Below are 23,813 nucleotides of genomic sequence, written 5' to 3'. Positions count from 1 at the left end.
CATTACAGCGCCGCGCGTCAAATATGACGCGCGAAGGACGCTGTAACACTTTGAACCTGCTACATATTTTTATCCTTAAATCGGAATCGATTTAAGGAACTATGCAGTAGAATTCGCCGGCAGGGACTTGCCTTGCCGGCGACGATTGTCCAACGTTCCGCCATACACGGGAGACGGGATATGGCGAACAGGACGATCGATCACGCGCTAACGGCGCGCTCACTCACATCGGCGGCATCGGACCCGACGCATGCCGGCATTCTCTCCTTCATGCGGCGCAAATACTCAAAGCAGCTGAAGGACGTCGATGCCGTCGTCTGGGGCATCCCGTTCGACGCCGCAACCTCCAATCGTCCCGGCGCCCGCTTCGGGCCGCAGGCCATCCGCCGCGCCTCGGCGATCTTCGACAACGATCCGCAATACCCGTTCGAACGTGACCTCTTTGCTGAAATGGCAACCATCGATTACGGTGACTGCCTGCTCGACTACGGCAACCACTCGAAAACGCCGGCGACGATCGAGCGCGAAGCGGCAAAGATCCTGAAGAGCGGCGCCTATCTGCAGACGCTTGGCGGCGACCACTTCATCACCTATCCGATCCTGAAAGCCCATGCGGCCATCCATGGCCCCCTCGCCCTCGTCCAGTTCGACGCGCACCAGGACACTTGGCCGGATGAACGCGGTCGTATTGATCATGGCTCGTTTGTCGGCCGTGCGGCGCGGGCGGGCCTGATCGATACCGACGCATCGATCCAGATCGGCATCCGCACCCATGCGCCCGAAGACTGCGGCATCCGCATTCTCTATGGCTACGACATCGAGGAAATGAGTGTTTCAGACATTGCCGACGCCATCATTCAGCAGGTCGGGGAACGCAAAGCCTATCTGACCTTCGACATCGATTGCCTCGACCCTGCCTATGCGCCCGGCACCGGCACTCCGGTCGCCGGCGGCCCATCCAGCGCCAAGATACTCTCGGTTCTACGCAAGCTCGGAGCCCTGACTGTCGTCGGAAGCGATGTCGTCGAAGTCGCGCCTGCCTATGACCACGCGGACATCACCGCCATCGCCGGCGCGACGGTCGCCATGTACATGCTCGGCCTGCACGCCGAAAAGCTGGCGGAGCGTTCGACGCTTCGCTGATTTCCTGCTCCGTCAATCGAGATTGAGCAGACCGGCGTCCTGACGCTGACGGAGATGCTGATCGACGAGCGCTCGATCAGGACACGCGTGATAGCGCCCCTCGCAAGCATCGCGTAGTCGTGCCAACGCCTCGAACGTCGGCGATGTCGGCAAGCCCGCAGCCTCGATCAGGCTTGCGGCAAGGAAACCGACGTCCAACGGTATGGCGAAAGGCCGCATATCGATATCGCGCCCGTAGCCGTGCACAGTGTAATAGGTCTTGTAGGCAATCGATCCCAGGTCGGAAAAGACATTGTTTCCCGGGGTACCGGCGGCAAGGTAGTCCTTGGTGGCAACCGCCTGGTGATCGCCGAAATCGAGCACGATCGTGCCATTGGGGCCTGGCATCCGTTCACGCTCGCGCCGAAAATCCTGCAGGTCCTGTTTGGACAATGCAACACGCCGCAGGTATTCGTCAACCTGGGCATCCGGAGCGAAAGCCTTGTCCGGCAAGGCGTCTTGCGGCACCAGCGTCATGTCGTAAGGGCCGTGCGGGAAAAGGGTCTGCATGGCAATGAACAGTGGTCGCCGATCCTTTTCGCGGTGCTCGCGCACAATTCGTTCTACGACATCGAAATAGAAACGATCGCGCACGAAGTGCGACTCCGGTTTCATTGCGTCGAAATCGACGATTTCCTGGAATCCGATCGAGGTCAGGAACGGCCCTTCATTGACGAAGCTCGCCTGCATCGGCATCACGGCGATGGTGCGATAGCCGCAGCGTGCCATGAGGCTCGGCAGGCTCGCCTTGACCCGGCCTTCCAGGATCTGCGTCACATAGGGGCTCTGCCAGCCGAAATCTGCTCCGGAGAGCCCCGTCATCACGGAGAAATTCGTGACCCATGTGCCGCCGCCGAACGTCTCGACCTGCATCGGATGCACCCGGCCGTCCTGTGATTGGAACGACGCACTCATCCATTCAGGGACCGTTACCTGCGGGAAATAGCTGGGGCTGGTCTGGCTCTCGCTGAGAACGAGAAACAGGTCGGGCTGGCTGGCCGCCACGCCGCAGCTGATGTCATCGCTGAGCTTCCCCTCCGCTTCGACATTTTCCAGTCGACCGGCAAGGACGATCCGCCCGAGCGGAAACTCAAGATCGCCGATCGACACGAAGAAGGACGAGGCGTCATAACCGGAGATGTAATGGACGTAGTCTGGCTCGCCGTTCTTCTGCGGATAAAGAGCGACAACACCGACTGCCGCTATGACAAACAGGCAAGCGCGCACGACAAAAGAGCGAGCCGACCGGCGGTCGCTCCTGAATGCCACGACCAGGAACACGAATGCTGCGGCCAGCGCAGCCAGTCCGGCAATCAACAAATTGAAGTAGGAGCCGACCAGAAAGGAAAGCGCAGATCGATCAAGGCCGGTAAAGGCGAAATCGAAAACGTGCAGGGAAAAACCCTTGAGGCGGAACTTGACCTCCGACATCGCCGCAATGAGCAATACCGTCAATCCCGCTGCCCAGAGCGAAAAAGTCGGCCGGCGCGACAAGAGGAACAGCAGTGCGGCGATCGCCAGCGTCACGGCGACGAGGAAGGGCACGAACCGCCACCGCGTATCGAAATAGTGTAAGGCCTGGAGCAGCGTCAGGAACGCCAGCGAGATAGGCAGCGGATGCCTGAGCACGCGCCCGGCCTGCTCGATCACGTATTTCACCCTCTGCTCCCATATGACAGTTTTATGACAGCGCCTCAGATGCAGAATTACCGACGACAAGGCAACCTCTGGGTTGTAAATCACAATTCATGGTTAAGCGTGGAATGCGCGGCGCGGCGTCGCCGGCCCGTTGCTTGCGCGGGCCGCCCAGTTGCGGGCTCCGGCCGCTGCTTATATATGAACACCACCGCGCCACCGGGCGGGCGCTTCACGCGCGAACGGGGCGTTGAGAAACTGAATCAAATCTGTGTCAGATTGATTCCGGAATGACTCGTAACCTTCTGGACGAACGGGAAAATCATGAAACCGAAGATCTTCATCGATGGCGAACACGGCACCACCGGGCTGCAGATCCGCACCCGCATGGCCGGCCGCAGCGATCTCGAACTCCTGTCGATACCGGAAGCCGAGCGACGCAATGCCGCGATGCGCGAAGATCTTCTGAACAATGCCGACATCGCAATCCTCTGCCTGCCGGACGACGCATCGCGCGAGGCCGTCTCCATGGTTGCCGGCAACAACCGGGTACGCATCATCGACACGTCGACCGCGCATCGCATCACTCCCGACTGGGCCTACGGCTTTGCGGAGATGGACAAGACACAGCCCGCCAAGATCCGTGACGCCCGCCACGTCGCCAATCCCGGCTGCTACCCGACGGGTGCAATCGGCGTGATCCGGCCGCTGCGTCAGGCCGGCATCCTGCCCGATGGATACCCGGTCACGGTCAATGCCGTTTCCGGCTATACCGGCGGCGGCAAGCAGATGATCGCGCAGATGGAAGACGAGGCGAACCCGGATCACATCAGCGCGCCACATTTCCTCTATGGGCTGACGCTCAAGCACAAGCACGTGCCGGAGATGAAGATGCATGGCCTGCTCGACCGCGCACCGGTATTTGCGCCATCCGTCGGCAAATTCCCGCAGGGCATGATCGTTCAGGTTCCGCTCTATCTCGACGATCTCGCCTCCGGCGCGACGATCGAGAACATTCATGCGGCGCTCGTCGAGCACTATGCCGGCCAATCGATCGTCGACGTTGTCCCGCTGGCCGTCAGCGAAAAGCTCGGCCGCATCGACGCCACGGAACTTGCAGGAGCAGACACGATGAAGCTGTTCGTGTTCGGCACGCCTGGCGGAACTCACGTGAACCTCGTCGCTCTGCTCGACAATCTCGGCAAAGGGGCCTCGGGGGCCGCTGTCCAGAACATGGATTTGATGCTGTCCGCCTGATCGGTTACAGCAATTGCAAACGAAAAAACCCGGCGAGACGTTCGCCGGGTTTTTCTTTGCGATTGTGGGTTTTAGTTGCGCAACTCGATTGCAGTCGGCTTCGGATATTCGCCGATGAAGCCGCGCCAATGGGCGATGGCAAAGCCGAGCACCACCAGCGCACCGCCCTGATGCAGGACGCCCCAGCCGACCGGCACCTGCAGCAGGAGCGTCGTGATGCCGATGATCGCCTGGACGCAGACGAGCACGAACAGCAATACCGAGCGGCGCGCATGGGTCGATTCCGGCGCCGCCCGCACCGAGGCGATCACGTGCATCAACGCCAGCGCAAACAGCACGTAGGCGCCGATCCGGTGGATGAACTGCACGGTCTTCGGGTTCTCGAAGACATTGATCCACCAGGGGTGCTGCAGGAAAAGATCGGACGGGATCCACGCGCCATCCATCAGCGGCCAGGTATTGTAGCTGAAGCCCGCATCGAGCCCGGCAACCAGCGCGCCGAGATAGATCTGGAACAGGCTCATGATTGCGATGATGGCGGCCATCCGACGCGAACGATCCGTCGGCGCCGCATCATCGGAATGCGGACAAAGGCCGCGCTGGATCCACATGCAGGCGGCGAAGATCAAACAGGCGATGACGAGGTGGGTCGCCAGCCTGTATTGACTGACTTCGGTCCGCTCCACCAGACCGGACGAAACCATCCACCAGCCGATAAAACCCTGGAAGCCACCGAGCGCCAGAATGCCGAGCAGCGGCCAGCGCAGCCGGCGTTCGACCCGACCCGTCAGCCAGAAGAAGGCGAGCGGCACGGCGAAGATGATGCCGATGGTGCGCGCCAGCAGCCGGTGCGCCCATTCCCACCAGAAGATCGTCTTGAACTCGCCGACGGTCATGCCGTTGTTGAGCTGTTGGTATTGCGGAATGCGCTGGTAGAGCTGGAACTCCTCCTCCCACTCCTCGGCCGTCAGCGGCGGGATCACACCGTGGATAGGTTTCCACTCCGTGATCGAAAGGCCGGATTCGGTCAGGCGCGTCGCGCCGCCGACAAGCACCAGCGCAAAAAGCGTAAAGAGAACGACGACGAGCCAGCCGCGGATCTGCCGGCGGTTGCGATCGGTCCTGCCAATCTCGCTTCGGAGCATCTGTTCTGTCGCCAATTCGACGCCTGCCATGGCTTTCCCTCTGGTATCGCGGGGTTGGCGGCGAGCGGTTCATCGCCGCGCCTGCCGGAAAGCCGTTGATTTGCACCAGAGCGGCATGCAAAACAAGGCCGAACCCTTTGCGGCATGCCGTCGCGGCCGGATCTCGCGCCATTTGAAAGAATTGAAATGCCCGTACGTCTCAGAAAGCTGATCGGTACGATCCTGATCATCATCCTCGTCATCGTCTATGCGCTCGCCGCCGTCACCTTCGCGTCACTGCTGCTCGGCGCTGCGCCGTGGTGGGTGCATCTGATGTACTTCTTCTTTACCGGCCTGCTCTGGGTGCTGCCGGCGATGCTGATCATCAAGTGGATGGAAAAGCCGGCGAAAGACCGCTGAGCCAAGGGGGACCTCGATGAAGGTTGCGATCATTTCCGATATCCATGGCAACGACCTTGCACTCGAGGCGGTGCTTGCCGATATCGACGCGCTGGGGATCGCCGATATTGTCAATCTCGGCGACCATGTCAGCGGTCCGCTCAATGCGGCGCGCACCGCCGATATCCTGATGGCGCGCAACATCCCCTCGATCTCTGGCAATCATGACCGATACCTGCTGACGCTCGATCCCACCGGCATGGGGTTGTCCGACCGCGCGGCCCATGCGGAATTGCAGCCTCGGCATCTTGAATGGCTAGCGACCCTGCCGGCCACCCTCGTCTATCGCGATGCATTCTTTCTTTGCCATGGCACGCCTGCGAGCGACGAGGCGTACTGGCTCGAAGCATTGACGGCGGAGGGCGTGGTCCATCTGGCAGCGCGCAGCGCCATCGAAGTCCTCGCTACAGGCATCAAGCAACCAGTCATTCTCTGCGGACACACGCACACTCCCCGAGCGATCCGCCTTGCGGACGGCCGGCTCGTAGTCAACCCCGGCAGCGTTGGTTGCCCTGGATATGACGCCGACAGCCCGGTCGCCCACAAGGTTGAAGTCGGCTCGCCGGATGCGCGCTACGCCATCGTCGAAAGCGTTGGCAATGATTGGAGTGTCACGTTCCGCACAGTTCCCTACCAGCACGAGACGATGGCAAGGCTTGCCGCGCAGCGAAACCGCCTGCAATGGGCGCAAGCTCTTGCAACAGGTTTTCTCGGTGGGTAGCAATCCGGGCTTCATGCTTTGCTAACTGCATTCGCCGGTTGTTGCCCGGAGGTCGCAGTCATATTTCAGGAATTAAACGGATTGTAGCGGAGTTGCCGTTGAATGGCAGCCGCAACCAGCATCCGGACGGCCTTGCCGATGACGAACACAGATCTGACCATCGGCCGGCCGGGCCATCGAGACGCACACGCTGCGTCCCGGTCTGATGCCGCCATGAGCCGATTCGAGATCTCCATCCATGATACGATGGCGCCGCTGGAGCAGGAATGGCGGTCGCTGGAAGCGCTGTCTTTCAACTCCCTGCATCAAGGCTACGACTGGTGCGCGGCATGGGCGCAGGCTCATGACAGCGAGTTGCAGGTCGTTCGCGGCGCCCTTGATGGCGAATTGCTGTTCATCCTGCCTCTTGAATTCGTGCCCGGTCGCCTGTTCAACACGGCGCGGTTTGTCGGTGCGCCCCACAGCAATCTCAATACCGGACTTTTCGCGGCAGATGCGCTGACCCTTCCCCGAAACGACTTCGCTGACCGACTGGCGCGCGAACTCACTCATCGGCTGCGCCATAAAGTCGATCTCGTGGCGCTCGAAAAGACGCCGCTTGCCTGGCGCGGAACCGCAAGCCCGTTTGCGAACCTACCCGGCATCAAGAACCAGAATTCCTCGTTTCAGCTGCCGCTGTTTTCGAGCTTCGAACGCACGCTGGCACAGGTCAATGCCAAACGGCGGCGCAAGAAGATGCGGATCTCCGAGCGGCGGCTCGAGGCTCTCGGGGGGTACGACTACGTCATTGCGCAGGATCCCTGCGAAGCGCGGTCGTTGCTCGACGTCTTTTTTCGCCAGAAGGCCACTCGTTTTGCAGCTCTCGGACTTCCCGATGTCTTTCAGGGCGCCCCGACCAGAACGTTCTTTCACGCAGTCGCGGGCAGTTGCGGCGCAGCTGACGAACGACTGCTCGAACTCAATGCCATCCGCCTTAAAGGCGAACATGGCGGGCGGATTGTGGCCGTCGCCAGTCTGTCGCGAAAGGCCGATCATGTCATCTGTCAATTCGGCTCCATCGACGAGGAATTGGCAGGCGACGCCAGCCCGGGCGAGCTCTTGTTCTACAGAATGATCCAAAGGCTTTGCGGCGAGGGCGCGGCGCTCTTCGACTTCGGCGTCGGAGACCAGCCCTACAAACGCTCGTGGTGTACAGTCGAGACGCCGCTCAGGGACATCGTCCTGCCGCTGACGGTGCGCGGCCGGTTTGCAGCCGGCTACCACCGGGCATTGGTGCAGGCGAAAGTGGCGATCAAGGCCAACAGGGCCGCCTATTCATTCTTCCAGCGGGTGCGGAGCCGCAAGCGGAAGACCGATCGACAGACCGGCGAGATCGATAGCGAATAAGCAGCGCCGTTAGCGCGCCTCGGCTCAGGCCGCGTGGCGGTCGGGATAATCCGGGCCGGGTTCACCCCGCCCAGTCATCAACACGATGTCCCGGTAGCCGGCCTCGCCGAAGCCGGTCAGGACTTCAATGATTCTCTCTTCGCTAACCGCCGGCGCCGACAGGATGATTTCCGCGCCGTCGCGGCGGGCAATCTTGTCGACGGCTCCCTCGTCGGCCGGTCCGCATTCGACCAGCACCAGATCATAGGCATTGGTCAACGCATCGATGATCATCTGCAGGCGCTCGATGCCGCGCATTGCGAGCCGCGGATCGGCATCGCCTTGCGGAATGATGTGCGCGTCGGAGAACCGATCGGCATGAATGGTTTCGGTGAACGCCACCTCGCCGGCCAGCAAGTTGGTGATGCCAGGCAGTTGCGCCGAACGCGCCATCAGGCGGGTCGGGCAGGCCGAACCTGTGAGGTCGATCAACACGACCTTGCGATCTTCCTCCGCGATCAGACGCGCCAGCATCACCGTCGCCGTCGACCCCTCGTCGCCACCGGGCGAAACAGAGATTGCGATCCGCACTGCGTTTTCACGCAGGTGATCGGCAACCGCCTCGATCGAGAAATCCGGTTCGGCCGTCTCGCCGCTCGGGTCGTCGACAACATCGTCCGTCTCGTCCTCGGCCAGTGGCGCCAACGGTGGCAGATCGATGGCGTCGTTCAATGCAGGCGAGATGTTGAGCTTCTTCTCATCGAAACCATCAGCAGCAGCGACGGCGGCAATGGCCGGCCGCGAACGTGCCGGCGGCCGCTCGGCACCGACTGACACCGGCCGCAGTGCACGACCGCTGAACAACTCCCCGAGCATGATGATGATGCAGCTCAGAAGAAAGGTCGCAAGTGCCGCAACGATGGTGATCGGCATCACCTTCGGGAAGCTGGCGCCGGTGGGGACGACCGCGCTTGAAATGACACGCGCATCGGCGGGCGTTGCATTCTCGACCGTGCGCGACGTCGCTTCGCGATAGCGCGCCAGATAGGTCTCGAGCAGTTGCCGTTGGGCGGTCGCCTCGCGCTCGAGTGCACGCAGGCCCACCTCTTCCTCGCCGGCCTGGGCCGATTTGGCCTTGAGCGCGTTGAGCTGCTGCGTCAGCTGTTGCTCGCGCAACTCGCCGACCTTCGCCTCGTTTTCCAGACTGCTGAGGATCTTGCGGGTTTCTGAGCGGATCTGCGCCCTGATACCTTCGACCTGCGATTTCAGGGCCTTCAGCCGCGGATGGCCGTCCAGAAGCGTGGTCGAAAGGTCAGCCACCTGCCCTTGCAGGTTTGCTTCCGTCTCCTTGAGGCGCTGTATCATCGGCGAACCAACGACGTCGGCGATGGTATCAGCCTCGCGGCCGCTCGCCAGCGCCGCCCGCACACCTTCGGCGCGCGCCTCGGCATTAGCCCGCTCGCCACGCACGCGGGTCAGCTCGGTCGAGATATCCGTGAGTTGCCGGGTTGCGAAATTCGTGGTCTCGCCGGTTGGCAACAGATCGGACGACGAACGATAGGCCGCCACCTTGGCTTCGGCATCCCGCACCTTCTCGCGCAGATTGGCGATCTCCGGCTCAAGCCAACGGCTGGCTTCAGAATTGGTGTCGAGCTTCGCGCCGCTTTGCAGCGAAAGGAATACCTTTGCCATCTCGTTCGGGATCGCAGCCGCCAACTGTCGATCCTTCGAGGTAAAGGCGATCGCGATCACGCGCGACTTCTCGACCTGATAGACCTGCAGTTTCGATGTGAACTCCTTCAGCACCCGCTCTTCGGGCGGCATTTCCAGTGGGTTCTTCTTCAGGCCCAGCATGACCATCAGGTCGGAAACCGCCGAAGGTGCGGCCGAAGGATCAAACTCCTTCTGCTCGTGTAGCTTCATGTTGCGCGCGACCTGCTTGATCAGGTCGGCCGAACGCAGCACCTGAACCTGGCTCAGAATGCCGGATTCGTCGAAGACGCGGTCGGACCCTGTCTGCGCGTTCTGGTTGGAGCCGCTGAATTCAGGCTCCCGCGATTCGATGAGGACGCGCGTCTCGCTCTGATAGTCCGGTGCGATCATCTTCGCGGCGCCGAAAGCGAGCGCTGCAACACACGCAGTGGCGAGCAATACCTTGACGCGTCGATCCCACACGGCGCGGAACAGCCCGCCGAGATCGATATCCACATCCTGTTGTCCGCTGCCGTTTCCCGACATGCTTCTGGCTCCGAACCTTAAAATCTCGCTGGAAGGTAAATGAACATGGTAACGCAAGGGTTAATGGCTGCTCAACCTCTGGGCGATTTCGCCCCTCCTCTGCCGCAGGTCCCCCGTTGAAAATTCTACCGCGAGTTTACCAGCTATTAACCCTAACGGATCGATAACGGCGAGAGAGGTGGTCGTTTCCGGAGCCGAAGAGCAGCATGTCAACCGCAGGTATGAAGACGGGTCTCGCTATTACGGTGGCAGCACTGTCGATGTTGCTCGGCGGCTGCACAAGCTATCAGCCGGCACCCAAAGCGTTCAGCGAAGCAACGATCCAGCCCTATCGGCTGGACAGCGGCGACCGGCTGCGCATCAACGTATTCGAGCAGGCAGGCCTAAGTGGTACCTACACGGTCGATCAGGCAGGCTATGTTGCCTTTCCGCTGATCGGCACCGTCGCCTCGCGCGGCCACACGCTGCCCGAACTCGAAGGCATGATCGCCGCAAAGTTGAAACAGGGCTATCTGCGCGATCCGGATGTCACCATCGAAGTCGATCGCTATCGCTCGGTCTTCATCATGGGCGAAGTCGGCCAGGCAGGACAATATGCCTATGTGCCGGGAATGACGATACAGAACGCGATTGCGGTTGCCGGCGGCTTCTCGCCGCGGGCCAACCAGGCCAGCGCCGACGTCACGCGTAAAATCAACGGCCGGATCATCACCGGTCGCGTGCCGATTACCGATGCCGTACTGGCTGGCGATACGATTTACATTCGCGAACGGCTGTTCTGATCTCGATGCAGCCGCAGCGTCCCTTGCGCATCATTCACTGCTTCAGATCGCCCGTCGGTGGTATTTTCCGCCATGTGCGCGAGCTGGCGGAGGCGCACGCGGCGGCGGGTCATGAGGTCGGCATCCTCTGCGACAGTACCACTGGCGGATCCTATGAGGATTCGCTCTTCGACGGAATCCGGCCCTATCTGGCGCTGGGCCTCGTCCGCATGCCGATCCATCGCTCGATCGGCCCAAGGGATTTTGCCGCGCTCTGGCGCTGTTACAAGGAAATCAGAAGTTTGCAACCGGATGTGCTGCATGGGCACGGCGCCAAAGGTGGCGCCATAGCCCGCCTCATCGGTTCAGCCTTGCGGGTCAACAGGTATCGCGTAGCCCGCCTCTATTCCCCGCACGGTGGCAGTCTCCACTACAGCCCGAAGTCGTTTGTCGGGCGGATCGTCTTCCCGCTGGAGCGGCTTCAGGAACGCCTGACCGACGCGCTCGTCTTCGTCTGCGACTTCGAGCGCCAGACTTATTTTTCCAAGGTCGGCGAGCCGCGCGAGCACTACGAGCTGATCTACAACGGCATCGACGATCGCGAGTTCGAGGCCGTAGAGGCGCGGCCGGATGCGGTCGACTTCCTCTATATCGGCATGATGCGGGACCTGAAGGGTCCCGATCTTTTTGTGGATGCCTTTGCCCGCACGGAACGGCTTGTCGGGCGGCCGCTCTCGGCGTTGATGGTCGGCGACGGCCCACAGCAGCAAGAATACCGCGACCTCACGTTCGAGCAGGGCCTCGGGCGACGGATCACCATGCGCCCTGCCATGAACGCCCGCGAAGCCTTTGCGCTGGCACGAAACATCGTCATTCCATCCCGGGCAGAATCCATGCCCTATATCGTGCTCGAGGCGCTCGCGGCGCAAAAGCCGGTGATTGCCAGCCGCGTCGGCGGCATACCGGAAATCCTCGGCAAGCACAGCGCAGCTCTTGCCGAAGCGGCAGACGCGCAGTCACTTGCCACGATCATGGCTTCTGCAATCGTCGAGAAGGACTGGTCCGCGCGCGTGATGCCCGACCCGAAGACATTCAAGTCCCGCTTCGCGGCCTCGGTCATGACGGCGGAGGTGCTGCGGCTCTACCGGGATTTGTGCCGGGACCAATCGGCTCCGATAAGGCCTCAGGTTGCAACGTAAGCGTTTCTTAGTGGCTTTCTGCTATCCCGTGCGGACTTCAGTGCCGGAAGGAAGCCATGAACGAGTTTAAGCGGTCGGAAGCCTTCGACCCCGAAGCGCTTCGCAAGAAGATTTCGGAGATCCGTACCCGTGCGCCGGACGAAAAAGCCGGTGACGAACCGTCGACGGAACTCAACCCCCTCGCCCGACAGATTGCCGAACAATTCCGCGCAGACACCTATTCGCCCGCCATGATCATGGGCCTGATGCGTCTTTTCGAGTTCTGCGCACTGTTCGCCATCGGCTATGCCATCAATGCGCTTTATGTGCAGCCCGGCTTCGATCAGCTGCCGCTTTACCTGACGATCCTCGTTGGTGGCTCCGCACTAGCCGTTGCCGCGATGCAGATCGCCGACACCTACCAGGTCCCTGCTCTTCGCGCCTGGTTGCGCTTTACTCCGCGTATCCTCGCCTCTTGGGCGATCGCATTCGGCGGCATTGCCATCGCGCTTTTCTTTCTAAAGTCCGGTCATCAATATTCGCGTGTGTGGTTCGGCGGCTGGTTCGTCGCCGGTGCGCTCTTCCTCGTGGCAGAACGCGCATTCATTGCCTATTCCATCCGGCATTGGGCCCGCAACGGAACGATGGAGCGTCGTGCCGTCGTCGTCGGCGGCGGCCAGCCGGCCAAGGATCTGATCCGCACACTCGAACATCAGACCGACAACGACATCAGGATCTGTGGCATCTTCGACGATCGCGACGAACGTCGGTCTCCGAATGTCATCGCCGGCTACCCCAAGCTCGGAACGGTCGACGAGCTGGTGGAATTCGCGCGCCTGGCGCGCATCGACATGTTGATCATCTCGCTGCCGTTGACGGCGGAGAAACGCATCCTGCAGCTCCTGAAGAAGCTCTGGATACTGCCGGTCGACATCCGTCTTGCAGCGCACGCCAACAACCTGCGCTTCCGGCCGCGCAGTTATTCCCACGTCGGTGAAGTGCCGATGCTGGATATCTTCGACAAACCCATCGCAGACTGGGATTCCGTCGCCAAGCGTGGCTTCGACATCTTCTTCAGCATCGTCGCTCTGGTGTTGTTGTGGCCGGTGATGCTGGGGGCTGCGATCGCGGTCAAAGCCACCTCGCCCGGCCCCATCATCTTCAAGCAGAAGCGCCACGGTTTCAACAACGAGACCATCGAGGTCTACAAGTTCCGCTCGATGTACACGCATTTGAGCGACCCGAGCGCCCGCAACGCTGTGACGAAGGGCGACCCCCGCGTCACGCCGGTTGGGCGTTTCATCCGCAAGTCCTCGATCGACGAACTGCCGCAGATCTTCAACGTGCTCAAGGGCGAGCTCTCGCTCGTCGGCCCGCGCCCGCATGCCGTGCTAGCGCAGACGCAGAACCGCACCTATTCCGACGTCGTCGAAGGCTATTTCGCCCGTCACCGCGTCAAGCCCGGGGTCACCGGCTGGGCGCAGATCAACGGCTGGCGCGGCGAGATCGACAGTGACGACAAGATCCGCCTGCGCACGGCCTTCGACCTCCACTACATCGAGAACTGGTCGCTGCTCTTCGACCTGAAGATCCTGTTCCTGACACCGTTCCGGCTGCTCAACACGGAAAATGCCTATTGAGCACCGTCGACACACCACCGCCGATCGTCTTTAGACCCCAGCTCGCCGCGCTTTCGCTCTTCGGCTCATGGCTGGTTGCGCTTGTGGTGTTTCTGTCGGGTTTCGTGATTGCCGAACCAGCGCCCTACGAGCTATTCCTGGTGGTCCTCATTGGGCTCTGGGCGCTCTTCGGCCTGAAAATCTCGCGCTATGTCGCGCCGCTTCTTACTCTGCTCACCCTGTTCATGATCGGCGGGATCCTGTCGCTGATGACGATGGTCGACCTGACCAAGGGGCCGATGTACATGGCGGTCTCCGGATTTCTGGCGCTGTCGGCGGTCTTTTACGCCGCCATCATCGAGGATCGCTATCAGCGGCTCCGGCTGATCTTCAACGCCTGGGTCACGGCTGCCGTCCTGACCGCCCTGCTTGGTATTCTCGGCTACTTCGGCGCAATCCCGGGCGCTGAAAACTTCACACTCTACGACCGGGCCAAAGGCGCCTTCCAGGACCCGAACGTGTTCGGCCCATTCCTGTCGGTTCCCGCACTCTATCTAATCCACGGGTTGTTGACGCAGCCGATCCACAAGGCCCCGCCCAAGATCGCCGCGCTTCTGGTGCTGGCGCTCGGCGTGTTCCTGTCGTTCTCGCGTGCTGCATGGGCGCTCAACCTTTTCTGCGTGGTTGCCTTCGTCTTCGTGATGCTGCTCAAGGAGCGCAACGGCCTCTTCCGCCTGCGCATCCTCGTCGTCGCCCTGGTCGGCGGTGTCTTTGTTGTCGGCGCCCTGCTGGCCGCGCTGCAATCGGAGCAGGTGGCAACGCTCTTTTCCAGCCGCTCGCAGCTCGTGCAGGACTATGACGGCGGCCACCTCGGCCGCTTCGACCGTCACCGCATCGGTTTCCTGATGTCGATGGAGAAACCGCTCGGCATCGGTCCGATGGTCTTCAGCACGATCTTTCCCGAGGACGAACATAACGTCTGGCTGAAGTCGCTGACATCCTACGGCTGGCTCGGTTTCGTCAGCTACGTCACGCTTATCATCTGGACGCTGTCGCTCGGTTTCCGCTTCCTGCTGCTCGAGCGCCCCTGGCAGGTTTATCTGATGATCGCCTGGGTCGCGCTGATCGGTCATGTGGGCGTCGGCAATGTCATCGATACCGATCACTGGCGTCATTTCTACATGCTTCTCGGCATCATCTGGGGATGTGCCGCCCTCGAATACCGCCATCGTCGAACAATGCGGGCCGGATGGCAGCAATGAACATGGAATATCCTTTGCCAAATCGCACCGCCGCCGCGCCGCTGCGCCTGCTCGAAGTCCTCGAGCCGAGCGGTGGCGGATCGGGCCGGCATTTCATCGATCTCTGCCGCGGCATGCATCTCCGCGGGCATCACGTCGAGGCGGTCTACTCACCGGTGCGAGCCGAGGAAAGTTTCGTGCGCGAGCTGAAGGCTATTGGCCTTCCCGCTGTTCACGCCGTCGACATGAAGCGTGCCCCAGGGCCCACCGACATCCCAGCCTTCCTGACGCTGCGTCGTATTATGCGCGATCATGGCCCTTTCGATATCGTTCACGGCCACAGCTCCAAGGCCGGAGCGTTGACGCGCCTGCGCTTGCCCGGTCGCCATTTGCCGCGCATCTACACGCCGCACGCTTTCCGTACGCTGGATCCGACACTGGGACGCGGCGGCAGGCTGATCTATGGCGCGATCGAATGGGGTCTCGCCTGGTTCTATACCGACCATCTCATCTGTGTGTCCGACGACGAGCGCTCCCACGCCGTTTCGCTATACATGCCGGAGGAGCGGATGTCGGTGATCGTCAATGGCGTTGCTCCGCCCTCACGGGATATGGCAACGACCATAAGGGCTAGTTTCGGCATTGCGCCGAACGCATTTGTCTTCGGGTTCATCGGCCGGCTGACCGCGCAGAAGGCACCCGAACGGCTCGTTGCCGCCTTTAAGAACATCGCCGCGACGGTGAAAGACAGTCATCTCGTCATGGTTGGCGCCGGCGAGCTCGAAGGCACGGTTCGCACCGCCATTTCCGAGAGCGGCCTACAGAACCGGATGCATCTGACATCCGCATTCACAGGTCCGCAAGCGGCCCCTGCCTTCGATGTGCTGGTCATGCCGAGCCGCTACGAGGCGATGTCCTACGTCATGCTGGAGGGGGCGGCGGCCGGAAAGCCGATCATTGCCAGCGATATCGGCGGCGCACGAACCGTGATCGAGGATGGTCACAACGGCTTCATCGTGCAGAATACCGACGATATCTCGGAGCTTGCCAAGACTATGGCTGCGTCCGCTACGCCAGCCACCTTCAGGAAGCTCGCGGCGGCAGCCGACAGCGTCAAGGAGCGCTTCACGCTCGACGCGATGCTCGACCAAACCGAGATGCTCTATTGGAAGCTGGCGGAACGACGACGTATCAGGGTAACCGCCTGATTACATAACACGGTTTTGGGACGACGACCTGCATGACGACATGTAGGCATACCGCAAACATTGCGAAACCGTAGCTTTTCATCTAAGTCGAAATAATATCTGGAAGCTATACTGGGGCGGGAATGGCCGAAATCAACTATCCCTTCAGGGCTCAAGCCGACGCGACTTCGATCGCTGACAGGGGGGTACTGGAGCGTCTCTCCACTTGGTATGAAACGCTGAAGGTCGAACGGCGCGAACGGCGCAAAGCGACATCCGTTAGCCTGCGTTGCGTCAGTCATCACGGCCAAACGTCACTATATCCCGACGAACTTCCGCTTGTTTTCCTGACGCACAACGACGCAAAGCTGGTTCCCGCATTCCTTTCGCACTATCGGCAGCTAGGTGTAACGCGCTTCATTTGCGTGGACGACGTCTCCACGGACGGAACAAGAGAATTCCTCCTCAAACAGGACGATGTGGACCTGTGGGTTTCGCCTGTCCGCTACAAGGACGCACGCCGCGGCCGAGCATGGCGCGAGACACTTTTGGGCCTCTATGGCGGCCCAAGGTGGTACGTCAATGTCGATTCCGATGAATTCCTCGTCTATGACGGGTTCGAAACCAGGACACTCTGGTCTGTTATACACTGTCTTGAAAAGGCAGGCGCGCTGAGACTGCCGGCGCCCATGCTCGATATGTATCCCATCGACCTATCTAAAGCGGACGCCAATCTGCTGAGCTCGCGCGCGCCTTGGGAAATCGCGGACCACCTCGATAGCTCCGGGTACACGCTGTCTACAACCAAACGGGCGATTTCAATCAAGGGCGGAGCGCGCAAACGAGAATTCGACGCAGACCTCGAACTCATCAAGTACCCCCTGATATACTGGGACGATGACTGTCGCTTCGGCCCCAGCATACATCAACCGCTTCCATATCGGAGAAACTTCGCGAGCATGATGGGCGCCCTGCTCCACTTCAAGTTTTTCTCAGACTACGAGAAGGAAATAACGGAGGCTGCACGCGACGGGCAATATTTCGACAATGCGGCTGCGTATTCGAAGATGACGGATGTCATCGCGAAAAAAGGGACGCTGCAGCTACAGTCCGACGACTCATTGAAGTTTACCGGCTCGCAGCAGTTGCTCGACCTTGGCTTCATTACGCCAATTGCTCCAACTGAGCCCAGACGGTAACACGTGTAGCCATGCCTGAAAAATCCAAGATCGTCGTCGTCTTTCCGGTCCACAACGGCGCAAAAACGCTTGAGCGAAGTCTGCAGAGCATTGCGGACCAATCCCTGTCCGATTTCAGGGCACTTATCCTGGAAAATGGCTCGACCGACGACACCTTAGAGATCGCCAGAGCATTTTGCGCAAGGGATCCGCGATTTTCCGTTATTCAGAACGCCAATTTTCTGAGCGCGCTCGAGCAATTTGCCAAGGCGTTCAGAATAGGCGCATGCGAAGGCGAATACTTCTGCCTTCGCGCGTGCGACGACACGTCAACACCCGACTTCCTGCAGGAACTCGTCGCATCGCTGGATGCGGATCCAAGTAAAATGCTGGCCGTGGGCAACGTCGAGCGCGTCGACGGCACAAAAGTAAAACACGCCAAGCCGAACCAGGACATTTTCCGTTTCAAGGAACGCTACGTACGCGGCCGAGCCCCGCGGAATCTCATGTATCCGTCCGAGTGGATCTACGGCGTCTTCCGGTCTGCTGCAGCCGACGAGATCGTTCTCAAGCGGTGGCACGAAGGCGCGGTCTGGGCGCTCAGCTCCTATGTCGTCACGGAGTTCGTCGTTCGCGACCTCGTCGCCTACACCGACGGCCCTGTCTACGAATTCACCGAGGGATCCGGTTCGGACAAAAAATACATGGTGACATCCATCACAGCAAAAATTCGAGCTCGCTGGCAATACACGATCGGCTGCTACAAGCTCAAAGACAAGCTTCCTCCCGCATCCCTCTACAGCCGATTGATGCTATTCCGCATGTGCTGGAACGATGCCAGGCGTAAGACCAGGTATCGGATTTTCGGCCTCTGACGCTCAGACGGGTGAGTTGGCGGCGCCGTATAGCCGCCTAGTTGGCGACAACGGAAAATCAACAAACGAAGGAATTTATCAATCACCCCTTGGGGGCTTGGTGATTGAAATGGTCGGAGCGGCGGGATTCGAACCCACGACCCCTTGACCCCCAGTCAAGTGCGCTACCGGGCTGCGCTACGCTCCGGACCGAGGAAATCCCTATATTCTCAACGCTTAGAGCGCAAGCGGGAATTTCGGGCCCGGCAGGAAAAAGGAACAAACGGCGTGGATAAGTGGAAAATGGGACGAGAAGTCCCACAGGTCAAAACTTTGCGATTGTCGGTCTAGAATACACTCCATGTGAACGCGGCGGTCACTGCCGGCAACGGTTGTCGCCACACCGCCGCTTCGCCCCTCCCTTCACAGGGCTGGCAACCCAGCTAGGCCCGTCTTTCTGCAGCGCAAACGAGCGATTGGTCTCCCGCAGAATTAAGCCGTTGACTTCTGACCAGCATCAGAACATTTGTAGAACAAATTGGAGGCTTTGCCATGTCAGAGAAATTTATCATCATGCCCTTTAAACGCGTTCGCGGTGGGCTCGCGCCCGGCGAGATGCGTGCCGCCACGACCGCGGCTGGGGCAGAGAAGGTTGCGGCGGCTATGGCGCCGAGGCATGTCGGCGTCGCCGCCTATGCTGTCCAGGTGGACGAAGAAAGCGGCGACATGAGTAGCCCTCGCCTATTGGTCCAGTTCGGCGAGATTGCGGATCTGAACGCTGCCTGACATGCAGGACCGCTTTCCGCCTATCCGCGATCTTCCAGAACCATCAGGACCTCGCGCAAAATAGCTCAGGCCCTGGGGTCCCTTTGCGATCAGCTCTCGCTCTCAGGCGAACGCCGACGGGTGTACGTCGAATGAGTCACGGCTAAAGGCCCGCCGCAGCCCCCTTGAATCACCGTCAATTTAAGGAGTTGTGCAGTCCATCAAAGGACACCCAAAGAACACCCTTAGCGCGCACCTGCATCGGTGAAGTGATTCGACTATGCGACAGGATCGAGGCGTGCTTCATCAGCTCGGGACCGGCGTAGTTGCCGCAATCCTCCGGCGTGACCTGCACAGCCCCTCTACTTTCGCGGCCTGCGCCTCTGCCTCGCCGACGCGCAACCTTCGCTGCCGAATCAGCAGGCGCCAGTTACCGCGCCTGATCAAGCAAACGCTTGCATTCCAGGAGATCGTAAAGCGCCTCTTGAAGCAGCGCCCGATCTTCCTTGCCGACGGAGGAGGACTTGCCGAGAGAGATTTCCGGAACGTCGTCATTGCCGCCGCCGAAGGAGAAAAAGCGGCGGCTGGCTGGCGCCTTGGCGCGACCGACGATCTGATCCTCGTCGGACAAGCCGGCCTTCGGCGGTAGCGGCTCCTCGTTGCTCGAGGCGGCCAGGGCCTCAACCGTCGCCAGATCGCCGCTGGCGATCGCCGCCACGAATTTGTTGCCGTTGGCCTTCAGCAGCTTCTGCACGCCTTTGATCGTGTAGCCATGATCATAGAGCAGGTGACGGATGCCCTTCAGCAGGTCGACATCTTCAGGGCGATAATAACGCCGGCCGCCACCACGCTTCATCGGCTTGATCTGCTGGAAGCGTGTTTCCCAGAAGCGCAGGACGTGCTGCGGCAGATCGAGATCGTCGGCGACCTCGCTGATGGTGCGAAAAGCGTCGGGGCTTTTTTCCATTTCGTTCCCATTCCATGTCATGCGACTCAGGGCAAGCCTAAGCGCAATGAACCGATGTCGTGCGATGATCGCACGAATCGGCTCCATTTCAACGGCTTATGGATGGGTTTTCAACCACATTGTGGTTGCCGACCTCCGCTTACGATACGGGAGAGGCCGGCTTCAGCTTGGCCTTGCGGCTCAGATGCGATTTCAACACCCGCTGCTTCAGGACGTTAGACGCCTTGAAGGTCATCACCCGCCGCGGCGAAATCGGCACTTCCTCACCGGTCTTCGGGTTGCGGCCGATGCGCTCGTTCTTATCGCGAACTTGAAAGGTCGCGAAGGAGGATAGTTTCACACTCTCGCCACGCACGATTGCGTTGCATATTTCGTCAATGACGGTTTCCACCAACTCGGCAGACTCTGTACGAGACAGACCCACCTTGCGAAAAACCGACTCAGCCAAGTCTGCTCGTGTTACTGTTTTTCCGCTCATCTTCCCCCACCGATGTCTGGCACGCCGATCAGCGACCGAAGACTATTGCCCTTGCCTTTTGCGGTCAAGCGCCTGCGTTGCCTCAGCATTTTTTACCAGCGTATCAGAACGGAGCCCCATGTGAAGCCACCCCCCATGGCTTCAAGCAGAACGAGATCGCCCTTCTTGATCCGGCCGTCCGCCGCCGCGGTGTTCAGAGCCAGCGGAATGGACGCGGCAGAGGTGTTGCCATGGAGATCGACTGTTACCACAACCTTATCGAGCGGGATGCCGAGCTTCTTGGCCGAACCATCGATGATACGGCGGTTGGCCTGGTGCGGCACGAGCCAATCGATGTCTTCCGCCGTCGTTCCCGTGGCCTCGAAGGCGGCCTCGATCACGTCGGTGATCATGCCGACGGCATGCTTGAAGACTTCGCGGCCTTCCATCTTGAGATGGCCGACGGTACCCGTTGTCGATGGTCCGCCATCGACATAAAGCTTTTCGCGATGCGCACCATCGGAGCGCAACTTGGCAGTGAGCACGCCGCGATCGGCAATCGTGCCCTCGCCTTTCTGGGCTTCCAGGATGATCGCGCCAGCGCCATCGCCGAAGAGCACGCAGGTCGTGCGATCGGACCAATCGAGAATGCGTGAGAACGTCTCGGCACCGATCACCAGAACACGCCTTGCCAGCCCACCACGGATATAGGCGTCCGCCGTCGTTACCGCGTAGATGAAGCCCGAACAGACCGCCTGCAGATCGAAGGCCGCGCCATGGTGCATGCCGAGCCGGTTCTGAATGTTGACCGCAGTTGCCGGAAAGGTGTTGTCTGGCGTTGACGTCGCCAGAATGATCAGGTCGAGATCAGCCGCCGTCAGCCCGGCATTGTCCAGTGCTGCGCGTGCAGCGGCCTCGCCAAGCGACGCCGTGGTTTCGCCTTCGCCGGCGATGTAGCGCTGGCGGATGCCGGTGCGCTGCACGATCCACTCGTCTGACGTATCGACCTTGGATTCCAGCTCCTGATTGGTGACAATGCGCTTCGGCAACGCTGCACCGAAGCCGCGAACGACGGAACGGATCATTTATTCAAACCTCATCATTCATGCCGGCGGGAAGCGCGCTCGGCGGCTCGGCGCCATGGTACTTCGCCAGATCGATCTCGATCTTCGCCTTCAGGCCATTTTTCACCATGTCATAGCCGACGTCGATAGCGGCCGCAAAGCCCTCGCCATCGGCGCCACCATGGCTCTTGATCACGACACCATTGAGGCCGAGAAAGACGCCGCCATTAACCTTGCGCGGGTCCATTTTTTCGCGCAGGCGGTCGAAGGCACCTTTGGCCAGGATGTAGCCGATCTTGGCCATCAGCGTGCGCGACATGGCCGCGCGGAGATATTCGGCGATCTGTCGCGCCGTTCCTTCGGCGGCCTTGAGCGCGATATTGCCGGAGAAGCCCTCGGTGACAACTACGTCGACGGTGCCGCGTCCGATATCGTCGCCTTCGACGAAACCGTAATAATCGAAGCCTTCGATATTGGCGTCACGGATGAGGCGCCCGGCTTCCTTGACTTCTTCCTGGCCCTTGATTTCTTCGACGCCGACATTGAGCAGGCCGACGGTCGGGCGTTCTATCTCGAACAACGCTCGTGCCATGGCGCCGCCCATCAGCGCGAAATCCATGAGCTGCTGCGCATCGGCACCGATGGTGGCGCCGACGTCGAGCACGATGCTCTCGCCCTTGAGCGTCGGCCAGATCGCGGCGATCGCCGGGCGCTGGATGCCCCGCATCGTGCGCAGGCAGAAGACCGACATGGCCATCAGCGCGCCGGTATTGCCGGCCGAGACGACGACGTCGGCCTCACCGGCGTTGATCGCATCGATCGCCCGCCACATGCTCGACTTGCCGCGGCCGCGCCTCAGCGCCTGGCTCGGCTTCTCATCCATGGCGACTGCGATCTCGCAATCGTGGAAGGTGCTATTGGCCTTGAGCTTGGGGTGTTTGGCCAAGATATCAGCGCATTGCGCTTCTATGCCGAACAGGACAAACCTTATGTCCGGATGACGTTCAAGCGCCCGTGCGGCGCCCGGGATGACGACTTCAGGACCATAGTCGCCGCCCATCACGTCAAGAGAAATTCTGACCACGCGTGTCTTATCCTTTTTTCCTGCCACACAACACGTGCTGCCGTGGCGCACGCTTTCGAACGCAACGACGATACATATTGCTTCTGACGCTTGAGCCAGGCACGCGGCAGGTCGCTGCGGCGGCTCATTTGGCCGGAGTCGGGCCAAAATACTGCTTTTCGCCCGCGTGACAACCGAATTGTAGGGGAGGCTTTGGCGGCCTCAGTCCTTTTTCCAGTCCTTCAGCGCTGCAAACGGGTTCGGCTTCTCGTCGTCGGCCGCCGTGCTTTCGATGCGCGCACCGAAAGTCACGCCCGGTTTGCGCGGATAAGGTTCGATCGCCAGCGCCACATGCTCGCTGACGACGACGCCGGCATCGATCGTGTCGCCGGTAAAGGTATCGGGGATATCGGGGCCGTCGGGGCTGAGGATCATCTCACCGCCATCATTGCTGGCCTGGCGGGCGAGCCTCGATCCTTCCGGTACGAGGATAGAATCGATGGATTCCTTGATATCGGCCTCGACTGGCTCGAGGGTCACGACGCAGGACTGCACGATCCGAGCGGTAACGTCACCCTTGATCTTGACACCGTCCTTCTTCCAGCGCGCGATCTGCAGATCCGCTGAAAGCGACAGGACTTCGCGCACATCCCAGAGTTCGGCAAGCGCTTGCCGTTCGCTCTCGTTTGCCGAGAGCCGCACGGTCACGGCATTGGCCGAGATATGCCCGACCTTCACCGCGTAGGAGAATGCCGGTCGGCTATCGTCTTTCATGATCAGATCCTTCCTCGCGCGGGCGCCGTTGCCGGCACGCTCTTCGCGGATAGTGCCGCACGCCAGGTTCAAGGGCGCACGGGCATCGATGGCGTCTCTTACTCTCCGGCGGTGGGGATGCGCAACTGGCCGGTTTCGACGCGCTCTTCCGGTTCAGTCGCGAGCCGCTCCTCGACAGAGAGGAGATAGGCAGCCAGGCCATCCATCCCCGGCTCACCCTGATCGCCCTTCGGATAGAAGTTACGCTTCAGCGCCGCAGCAAGCGAGGACGCATCTCGACCTTCGAGTGCCGCCGCATAGGATTCGAGCCGGCCATAGAACATTCCGGCCAGCTTCTTCATCTTCTTCGGCACGCCGGCATCACCGACGCCAAGCTCGCGGATCGAATGGTCGACATCCTCGAAGAAGGCGTCGACGATCTCCTGAGCGATCTCCTGGCCGGCGCGCGCCGACCCGCGCGTGCGCCGGAAATAAAGGATCAGCACGGCCGACAGCATCTCGAAACGCCCCATCACCGTGTCGGGCACGTCGAGGTCCGTATAGAGGTGCGGCTGACGTGCCGCCGCGGTCAACAATGCATATTGCCGTTCGACAATCGCAATATTGCCGCTTTTTCTTTTGAACAGTCCAAAAATCATCACAAAGCCCAGCTTTGGCTTTCTCGAAATGCGCGCAAGCGCCCATGACGTTGTTGCATGATAGCCGAAGCTGGTTTACCGAAGCA

The 23,813-nt window shown here is 60.6% G+C and carries 22 protein-coding genes and 1 tRNA gene; 13 read left to right on the top strand and 10 right to left on the bottom strand.

Annotated elements, in window-relative coordinates:
- Positions 1-180 precede the first annotated feature (180 nt).
- Positions 181-1,143 (top strand): agmatinase, encoded by a 963-nt coding sequence (speB, locus tag C6558_RS17760; RefSeq protein ID WP_057211432.1) that lies wholly within the window; start codon positions 181-183, stop codon positions 1,141-1,143.
- Between the two features lie 12 nt (positions 1,144-1,155).
- On the opposite strand, the gene C6558_RS17755 is transcribed toward speB, so the two are convergent.
- Complete coding sequence (locus C6558_RS17755) at positions 1,156-2,841, bottom strand: sulfatase-like hydrolase/transferase (protein WP_025426552.1); 1,686 nt, start codon at positions 2,839-2,841, stop codon at positions 1,156-1,158.
- 300 nt (positions 2,842-3,141) lie between these two features.
- Here C6558_RS17755 and argC point away from each other — a divergent pair, with 300 nt between their 5' ends.
- A complete protein-coding gene (gene argC, locus C6558_RS17750; protein WP_025426551.1) occupies positions 3,142-4,074 on the top strand; it encodes an N-acetyl-gamma-glutamyl-phosphate reductase in 933 nt (310 codons plus the stop codon).
- 71 nt (positions 4,075-4,145) lie between these two features.
- On the opposite strand, the gene C6558_RS17745 is transcribed toward argC, so the two are convergent.
- A complete protein-coding gene (locus C6558_RS17745) occupies positions 4,146-5,249 on the bottom strand; it encodes a COX15/CtaA family protein (protein ID WP_025426550.1) in 1,104 nt (367 codons plus the stop codon).
- Between the two features lie 156 nt (positions 5,250-5,405).
- On the opposite strand from C6558_RS17745, the gene C6558_RS17740 reads away from it, so the two are divergent.
- The 3 genes from C6558_RS17740 to C6558_RS17730 all read left to right on the top strand — a co-directional run bounded on the left by C6558_RS17740 (position 5,406) and on the right by C6558_RS17730 (position 7,764).
- Positions 5,406-5,618 (top strand): DUF2842 domain-containing protein, encoded by a 213-nt coding sequence (locus C6558_RS17740; RefSeq protein ID WP_025426549.1) that lies wholly within the window; start codon positions 5,406-5,408, stop codon positions 5,616-5,618.
- 16 nt (positions 5,619-5,634) lie between these two features.
- Positions 5,635-6,378, top strand: a complete 744-nt coding sequence (locus C6558_RS17735; protein WP_025426548.1) for a metallophosphoesterase — start codon at positions 5,635-5,637, stop codon at positions 6,376-6,378.
- Positions 6,379-6,516: 138 nt separating this feature from the next.
- Positions 6,517-7,764: a GNAT family N-acetyltransferase gene (locus C6558_RS17730; protein WP_057211521.1), complete on the top strand. Its 1,248-nt coding sequence runs from the start codon at positions 6,517-6,519 to the stop codon at positions 7,762-7,764.
- Positions 7,765-7,788: 24 nt separating this feature from the next.
- Here C6558_RS17730 and C6558_RS17725 read toward each other — a convergent pair whose 3' ends face one another.
- Positions 7,789-9,981, bottom strand: coding sequence for an exopolysaccharide transport family protein (locus tag C6558_RS17725; RefSeq protein WP_057211434.1), 2,193 nt, complete (start codon positions 9,979-9,981; stop codon positions 7,789-7,791).
- A gap of 206 nt (positions 9,982-10,187) precedes the next feature.
- On the opposite strand from C6558_RS17725, the gene C6558_RS17720 reads away from it, so the two are divergent.
- The 7 genes from C6558_RS17720 to C6558_RS17690 all read left to right on the top strand — a co-directional run bounded on the left by C6558_RS17720 (position 10,188) and on the right by C6558_RS17690 (position 18,020).
- On the top strand, positions 10,188-10,763 hold the full coding sequence (locus tag C6558_RS17720) for a polysaccharide biosynthesis/export family protein (RefSeq protein WP_025426545.1): 576 nt from the start codon (positions 10,188-10,190) through the stop codon (positions 10,761-10,763).
- A 5-nt stretch (positions 10,764-10,768) separates the two neighbouring features.
- Positions 10,769-11,941, top strand: a complete 1,173-nt coding sequence (locus tag C6558_RS17715; RefSeq protein WP_025426544.1) for a glycosyltransferase family 4 protein — start codon at positions 10,769-10,771, stop codon at positions 11,939-11,941.
- Between the two features lie 56 nt (positions 11,942-11,997).
- Positions 11,998-13,560 carry an undecaprenyl-phosphate glucose phosphotransferase gene (locus C6558_RS17710; protein ID WP_057211436.1) on the top strand — a complete coding sequence of 521 codons (1,563 nt, stop codon included), beginning with the start codon at positions 11,998-12,000 and terminating at the stop codon, positions 13,558-13,560.
- The gene (locus C6558_RS17705; protein ID WP_025426542.1) at positions 13,557-14,801 is read left to right on the top strand and encodes an O-antigen ligase; all 1,245 of its coding nucleotides are present in this window, start codon (positions 13,557-13,559) and stop codon (positions 14,799-14,801) included. The genes C6558_RS17710 and C6558_RS17705 overlap by 4 nt, the downstream gene beginning before the upstream one ends.
- Positions 14,802-14,803: 2 nt before the next feature.
- Positions 14,804-15,988: a glycosyltransferase gene (locus C6558_RS17700; RefSeq protein ID WP_057226542.1), complete on the top strand. Its 1,185-nt coding sequence runs from the start codon at positions 14,804-14,806 to the stop codon at positions 15,986-15,988.
- A 263-nt stretch (positions 15,989-16,251) separates the two neighbouring features.
- Positions 16,252-17,166: a glycosyltransferase family 2 protein gene (locus C6558_RS17695; RefSeq protein WP_025426540.1), complete on the top strand. Its 915-nt coding sequence runs from the start codon at positions 16,252-16,254 to the stop codon at positions 17,164-17,166.
- 11 nt (positions 17,167-17,177) lie between these two features.
- Positions 17,178-18,020, top strand: coding sequence for a glycosyltransferase family 2 protein (locus tag C6558_RS17690; RefSeq protein ID WP_025426539.1), 843 nt, complete (start codon positions 17,178-17,180; stop codon positions 18,018-18,020).
- 110 nt (positions 18,021-18,130) lie between these two features.
- On the opposite strand, the gene C6558_RS17685 is transcribed toward C6558_RS17690, so the two are convergent.
- Positions 18,131-18,207, bottom strand: a tRNA-Pro gene (locus C6558_RS17685).
- Between the two features lie 344 nt (positions 18,208-18,551).
- On the opposite strand from C6558_RS17685, the gene C6558_RS17680 reads away from it, so the two are divergent.
- The gene (locus tag C6558_RS17680) at positions 18,552-18,785 is read left to right on the top strand and encodes a hypothetical protein (protein ID WP_025426538.1); all 234 of its coding nucleotides are present in this window, start codon (positions 18,552-18,554) and stop codon (positions 18,783-18,785) included.
- A 409-nt stretch (positions 18,786-19,194) separates the two neighbouring features.
- On the opposite strand, the gene C6558_RS17675 is transcribed toward C6558_RS17680, so the two are convergent.
- The 6 genes from C6558_RS17675 to C6558_RS17650 all read right to left on the bottom strand — a co-directional run bounded on the left by C6558_RS17675 (position 19,195) and on the right by C6558_RS17650 (position 23,727).
- Positions 19,195-19,731, bottom strand: a complete 537-nt coding sequence (locus C6558_RS17675) for a MerR family transcriptional regulator (protein ID WP_025426537.1) — start codon at positions 19,729-19,731, stop codon at positions 19,195-19,197.
- Between the two features lie 139 nt (positions 19,732-19,870).
- Positions 19,871-20,209 (bottom strand): integration host factor subunit alpha, encoded by a 339-nt coding sequence (locus C6558_RS17670; RefSeq protein ID WP_025426536.1) that lies wholly within the window; start codon positions 20,207-20,209, stop codon positions 19,871-19,873.
- 92 nt (positions 20,210-20,301) lie between these two features.
- A complete protein-coding gene (locus tag C6558_RS17665) occupies positions 20,302-21,273 on the bottom strand; it encodes a beta-ketoacyl-ACP synthase III (protein WP_057211437.1) in 972 nt (323 codons plus the stop codon).
- A 4-nt stretch (positions 21,274-21,277) separates the two neighbouring features.
- Positions 21,278-22,336, bottom strand: coding sequence for a phosphate acyltransferase PlsX (gene plsX, locus C6558_RS17660; protein WP_025426534.1), 1,059 nt, complete (start codon positions 22,334-22,336; stop codon positions 21,278-21,280).
- Positions 22,337-22,537: 201 nt separating this feature from the next.
- Positions 22,538-23,089 (bottom strand): DUF177 domain-containing protein, encoded by a 552-nt coding sequence (locus C6558_RS17655; protein WP_084814311.1) that lies wholly within the window; start codon positions 23,087-23,089, stop codon positions 22,538-22,540.
- Between the two features lie 98 nt (positions 23,090-23,187).
- On the bottom strand, positions 23,188-23,727 hold the full coding sequence (locus tag C6558_RS17650) for a ubiquinol-cytochrome C chaperone family protein (protein ID WP_025426532.1): 540 nt from the start codon (positions 23,725-23,727) through the stop codon (positions 23,188-23,190).
- Positions 23,728-23,813: the final 86 nt, after the last annotated feature.

Source organism: Ensifer sp. NM-2 (assembly GCF_003024455.1).
Classification (GTDB): Bacteria; Pseudomonadota; Alphaproteobacteria; order Rhizobiales; family Rhizobiaceae; genus Ensifer; species Ensifer canadensis.
The sequence above is the reverse complement of the archived record's forward strand: the minus strand, read 5'-3'. Positions and strand labels throughout refer to the sequence as shown.